The following is a 5,531-nucleotide window of genomic DNA, read 5'->3' on the forward strand; positions in this document are numbered from 1 at the left end:
GGATCTAGAAAATCGTCATCTAAACGGCGGTAAATTACATCTACTTTTTGACGCCCACGAATAGTTTTGACAAAAACTTGATCATTTTCGACAAATAAATCCCGATTTGTAACTAGTGGCACATCCATTTCACGTGCTAGAAAAGCATGCTCATAAAAAGCACTGTTAAAACGTCCCGGTGTTAGTACCACCACAAAAGGTTGGTCCGCAGGTGAGTTCTCCTGCAAGATTTCTTTTAAAAGTTTTGGATAATGCTCAATTCCCTGTAAATTATTAGCTGCACATAGCTCCGGCATCAATTGTTGGCTAATGTTTCGGCTTTCGATCATATAAGACACACCAGAAGGTGTTCTTAAATTATCCTCCAATACAAAAAACTCTCCCTCACCATCACGGATAATATCAATTCCGCTAATTTGTGAATAAATTTTACCTTTCAAAGCATGTTTGAGCATGTGGGGTTGGAAAGCCTCATTCCCCATGATTTGATCTTCGGGAATCAGTTGTTCTTTTAAAATATGTTGTCCATGATAAATATCATCTAGGAAATAATTTAATGCTTTAACGCGCTGCGCACAGCCCGAAGCTATTTTCTCCCACTGTTTTTTTTCAATTACCCTTGGAATTAAATCAAAAGGAATCGTTCGCTCTGTACCTTCTTTATCACCGTATACGTTAAAAGTAATTCCATGATAAAGAAAATGCCGCTTCGCTTGAGCATTTAATTCTTTTAACTCATCTAAAGTACGAATACTCAACCATTGTTCAATTTTTTTAGAAGCCGCGCCATTTGATGTCACATCATCCAGCATCTCATTAAAAAATTCTGATTTCAGCTGTTCAAATAGATTGGTTTGTACGGAAATATGTTCTAAAAAAGAGGTTGGGTTAATGAGTGCCGTAGTTGTCTGCTCTTGTATAAAAAAATCATTATCTATATGTAATTCATGCTCTTGTTCTGACATAACCACCTCGTCTTATCATTTATCTATATTTCATTTTTAAATAAGCAATTTCAGTGCCACTTATATATGTTTAATATTTTTACGGTGTTTTGTTATAACTTTCTTCTTCTAAATCTTAACATCGATTGTAAAAGGTTCAGTAAACCGAATCTGACAAACTTGCTAAATGTGTAAAGATTTTTTATTGTGTTGACACCAAAGCAATTGGATATAGATGTATTACGCTTATGTCTGTAATAGAAAAAGAAACTTCGAATAGTTTATATCGCCAATGGCAGATCTTGTCTCGCCTTCCAACCGGTAAATGGATCGGAACACGGGAATTACAAGAAATGCTTGAACGTGAAGGTATTGATATCAGTTTAAGGACTATTCAGCGTGATTTAAATCAAATTGCTCAGCGCTTTCCGATTGAAAGCAATAAGGCCGTACCTCAGGGCTGGCGGTGGCAATCCGATGCGCCTATTCAGAGCTTACCACACATGACGAGCTCTCAGGCAGTAACCTTTATGATGGTTGAGGAGCATCTTAAACACTTGCTTCCACCTAGTCTTCTTGATGAGATGGGGCCTTGGTTTGATTTAGCTAAACGCAGTCTCTCTACACAAAATAATGTGAGACAGTGGATTAACCGAGTACGCATTGTCCCAGCAAGCCAACCACTTATTCCACCTGTAGTCGACCGTGCTGCTCAACAAGCAATTTATGAAGGATTGCTACAAGACAAACAAATTGAATGTATTTATCAAGCTCGAGTAAATCAAGGTGAAGATAAAACTTATGTTTTAAACCCTTTGGCTTTGGTACAAAAAGGTGCAGTAATTTATTTGATTTGCACACGACACGACAAAACTGAAGTTCAAACGTTTGCCTTGCACCGTTTTAAATCAGCAAAAGTCTTAGATAGTCGAGCACTGCATCCTGTCAATTTTGATATTGATCATTATATTGATTCAGGTGCTTTAGGCTTCAGAGTGGACTATAAACAGCCAACTGAGTCAATCCAGCTCACATTAACTATGACAGAGCAAACTGCTAGAACTTTCTATGAAAGTCAGTTAAGTAAAGACCAAACTATCATTCCACTTGAAGAAAATATTGTAGAAGTTACCGCAACAGTACCTTTTACATCTCAACTAGTATGGTGGCTACGTAGTTTTGGCAAAAAATTACTGCATATTGAACCAATTCAAGTACATAACGCTGTTCGAGAAATTGAATCTGAGAATAAATAGATATAAAAAAGAGAACCATAAGGTTCTCTTTAGATTTTGAATTATAATTTTCTTAATTTTATATTGGCTCTTATATTTATAGTTGTTTCAGATCAGCCTGTTCTCCCCCTACAAAACTGATCTGCTCTTTCTTTTGCGCTATTTTGAACATGAACATTGGCATGCCATTTCATATCCATTGTAGCGAATTGATTTCATTGTCATGGTTAAAGCCCTCTTGTTTGAACGTGAATTTAATATAACTGGCTACCTGAAATATGTGAAATAAGAAAAAAAGGAAGCGAAATCTATTTTCTTCCTTAGGAAGTTTCCATATATTTTTTGAACAGAAAATAAAAAAGCCCAGTCTTAACTGGGCTTTTTGTACACTTAAATGATTAAGCTGTTTTCTTAATCATATTGTTTTTACGAATTGTGATCATTACAAGCTGAACAGCTGCTGGTGTAACACCAGGAATACGGCTTGCTTGAGCTAATGTTTCCGGAAGAACTGTTTTTAATTTCTGAGTAATTTCGCGAGACAAACCAGACACGACGTCATAATCAAAATCAGTAGGAATTTTAGTTTCTTCAAGACGCTTTAACTGTGCCACATCTTCATGCTGACGATTAATGTAACCTTCGTATTTCACAGCAATCTCGATTTGCTCACCAACCTGCTCAGAAACTTCAGAACCAGTAAGTTCTGCAATTTGACCAAAGCTAATATTAGGGCGTTTAAGCAAATCAATTGCGCTACATTCTTTACTTAAGTCAGCACCCGTCATCTCAACGAATTTTTTACCCATAGGGTTATTTGGTGCTGCCCACAAATGTTGTAAACGAGAGGTTTCACGCTCAACCGCTTCCATTTTTTCACAATAAGCAGCCCAACGCACATCATCAACCAAACCAAGTTCACGACCAACAGTCGTTAAACGCTGATCTGCATTGTCTTCACGTAACATCAAACGGTATTCCGCACGTGAGGTAAACATACGGTACGGTTCTTTGGTTCCTAAAGTGATGAGGTCATCAACCAACACACCCATGTAAGCTTGGTCACGCTTAGGTGTCCACTCTTCTTGCTCCCACGCACGGCGCGCAGCATTTAAACCTGCAAGTAAACCTTGAGCACCAGCTTCTTCATAACCTGTCGTACCATTAATTTGGCCAGCAAAATATAGACCATTAATCGCTTTAGTTTCGAGAGTGAATTTCAAAGCTTGCGGATTGAAATAATCGTATTCAATCGCATAGCCTGGACGCAAAATATGCGCATTTTCCATACCACGAATAGAGCGAACAAGTTCAAACTGCACATCAAATGGAAGTGAAGTCGAAATACCATTTGGATAAAGCTCGTGTGTATCTAAACCTTCTGGTTCCAAAAATACTTGATGTGAGTCTTTATCAGCGAAACGATGAATTTTATCTTCGATTGATGGGCAGTAACGTGGACCAACACCTTCAATAACACCGGTATACATTGGTGAACGATCTAAACCACCACGAATAATGTCGTGAGTTTTTTCATTCGTATGCGTGATATAACAATTTACTTGTTCTGGGTGCATAGAAGCATCACCCATGAAAGACATGACCGGAGACGGGAAATCACCCGGCTGCGGAATCATGACTGAAAAATCAACCGAACGTGCATCAATACGTGGTGGAGTACCAGTTTTTAAACGACCTACAGGTAGTTTTAATTCACGTAAACGTTGAGCAAGTGCAATAGAAGGTGGATCACCCGCACGACCACCGCTTGATTTTTCTAAACCAACGTGGATTACACCGCCTAAGAATGTACCTGTAGTCAACACAACAGTTTTAGCATCAAAGCGAATACCCATTTGGGTAACTACACCTTTAACTGTATCACCTTCAACAATCAGGTCGTCAGCTGCTTGCTGGAAAATATCAAGATTTGCTTGATTTTCCAAAGTATCGCGGATGGCAGCTTTATAGCGCACACGGTCAGCTTGAGCACGTGTTGCACGCACTGCGGCACCTTTACGCGAGTTTAAAATACGGAACTGAATACCACCTTTATCGGCAGCTAACGCCATTGCGCCACCAAGTGCATCAATTTCACGTACTAAATGCGACTTTCCAATACCACCGATTGCTGGGTTACAACTCATTTGGCCCAAAGTCTCAATGTTATGGGTCAAAAGCAAAGTCTGTCGTCCCATACGCGCAGCAGCAAGGGCCGCTTCCGTACCTGCGTGACCGCCGCCGATAACAATAACATCATAAACTTTAGGGTAGTGCATGAGTACAAAACACCAGAAAAAAAAGACGGAACATTATAGCAAAATTATCTGCTTATTGATGTACATAATTACAAAATTGTCTCTACACGGTTTACGGTACTCCACATGTTTTGACATTTTGTTGCATGAATTCAATACAAAGTGAATGTTTTTAAGAATTTTTCATCTTAGAATAAAAAATGTACAGCACTTCTACGACTTTAAAATTAACGCAACGAGAAGGAACACAAAATGAAAACGACTATGTTAAAAATCTTAACCGCATCTCTCCTTTGTTTTTCAGGCGTAACGTTTACCCACGCTGCGACGAATCATACTGCTAAATCGACCCATACGGCTAAATCAAGTAAAACAGCTAGTCATACTGCAGATTCGAGCAAATCAGTTGCGCAAAAAGAACTTAGAGCTTGTGTAAAAAAACAGCAAGGTGAATGGGTATCTTATAGCCATAATGGTGTAACCTTTAATGGTACTTGTGAACCAAACGAAAACGGTAAACTACAATTTAAAGCCCCTGCTCCTTAAGCAGTTTTGACATAAGGTAGAGAAGAAGTCATTTATTTTCCGCCACATCTCATCAGTATTTTCAAAGACGGCTCATTAAAGATGAGCCGCTTTCTTTTTTAAAATGGTCTAGTCCGCTACAATACGCCTTTAAATAAAATTTTTAGGTCCTTTTCGTGAAGTGGTTACAAATACACATTACCGTTGATCAAGAACAAGTTGAGTTCACAGAAACACTTTTAATGTCTCTAGGTGCGGTAAGCGTAACTCTGGATGATGCTGAAGATCAGGCTTTACTTGAACCATTACCAGGTGAAACACCTTTATGGAACAAAGTAATCGTGACAGGCATCTATCAACAAGACGAACAAGACCCAATTGATGTCGACACTTTAGAAGCTTTCTTAAAAGCTCAACTTCCAGATGCTCCTATACGTCACGAAGAACTTGAAGACCAAGTATGGGAACGCGCATGGATGGATTATTACGAACCAATCCAAATTGGGGAAAAGTTCTGGATCGTACCTGAATGGCTAGAGCCACCAGAAGCTGATGCAACTAATATTAAG

5 protein-coding genes are annotated in these 5,531 nt (G+C 38.8%); 3 read left to right on the forward strand and 2 right to left on the reverse strand.

The genetic code is table 11. From position 1 onward, the window contains the following. The coding region (locus tag UC75_RS20360) for a circularly permuted type 2 ATP-grasp protein (protein WP_228137118.1) at nucleotides 1-965 on the reverse strand (965 nt) is incomplete at its 3' end. A gap of 227 nt (nucleotides 966-1,192) precedes the next feature. Here UC75_RS20360 and UC75_RS19260 point away from each other — a divergent pair. Next, complete coding sequence (locus tag UC75_RS19260) at nucleotides 1,193-2,200, forward strand: helix-turn-helix transcriptional regulator (protein WP_049837019.1); 1,008 nt, start codon at nucleotides 1,193-1,195, stop codon at nucleotides 2,198-2,200. 377 nt (nucleotides 2,201-2,577) lie between these two features. Here the strand turns inward: UC75_RS19260 and mnmG are convergent, their stop codons facing one another. Beyond that, complete coding sequence (gene mnmG / locus UC75_RS06050) at nucleotides 2,578-4,458, reverse strand: tRNA uridine-5-carboxymethylaminomethyl(34) synthesis enzyme MnmG (RefSeq protein ID WP_013197329.1); 1,881 nt, start codon at nucleotides 4,456-4,458, stop codon at nucleotides 2,578-2,580. A gap of 231 nt (nucleotides 4,459-4,689) precedes the next feature. Between mnmG and UC75_RS06055 the strand changes: the two genes are divergently transcribed. Continuing rightward, on the forward strand, nucleotides 4,690-4,983 hold the full coding sequence (locus UC75_RS06055) for a lipase chaperone (protein ID WP_013197328.1): 294 nt from the start codon (nucleotides 4,690-4,692) through the stop codon (nucleotides 4,981-4,983). Between the two features lie 155 nt (nucleotides 4,984-5,138). Then, a partial coding sequence (locus tag UC75_RS20365) for a 50S ribosomal protein L11 methyltransferase (protein WP_228137119.1) occupies nucleotides 5,139-5,531 on the forward strand: 393 nt, incomplete at its 3' end.

It is taken from the genome of Acinetobacter sp. V2 (assembly GCF_001188385.1).
Classification (GTDB): domain Bacteria; phylum Pseudomonadota; class Gammaproteobacteria; order Pseudomonadales; family Moraxellaceae; genus Acinetobacter; species Acinetobacter oleivorans.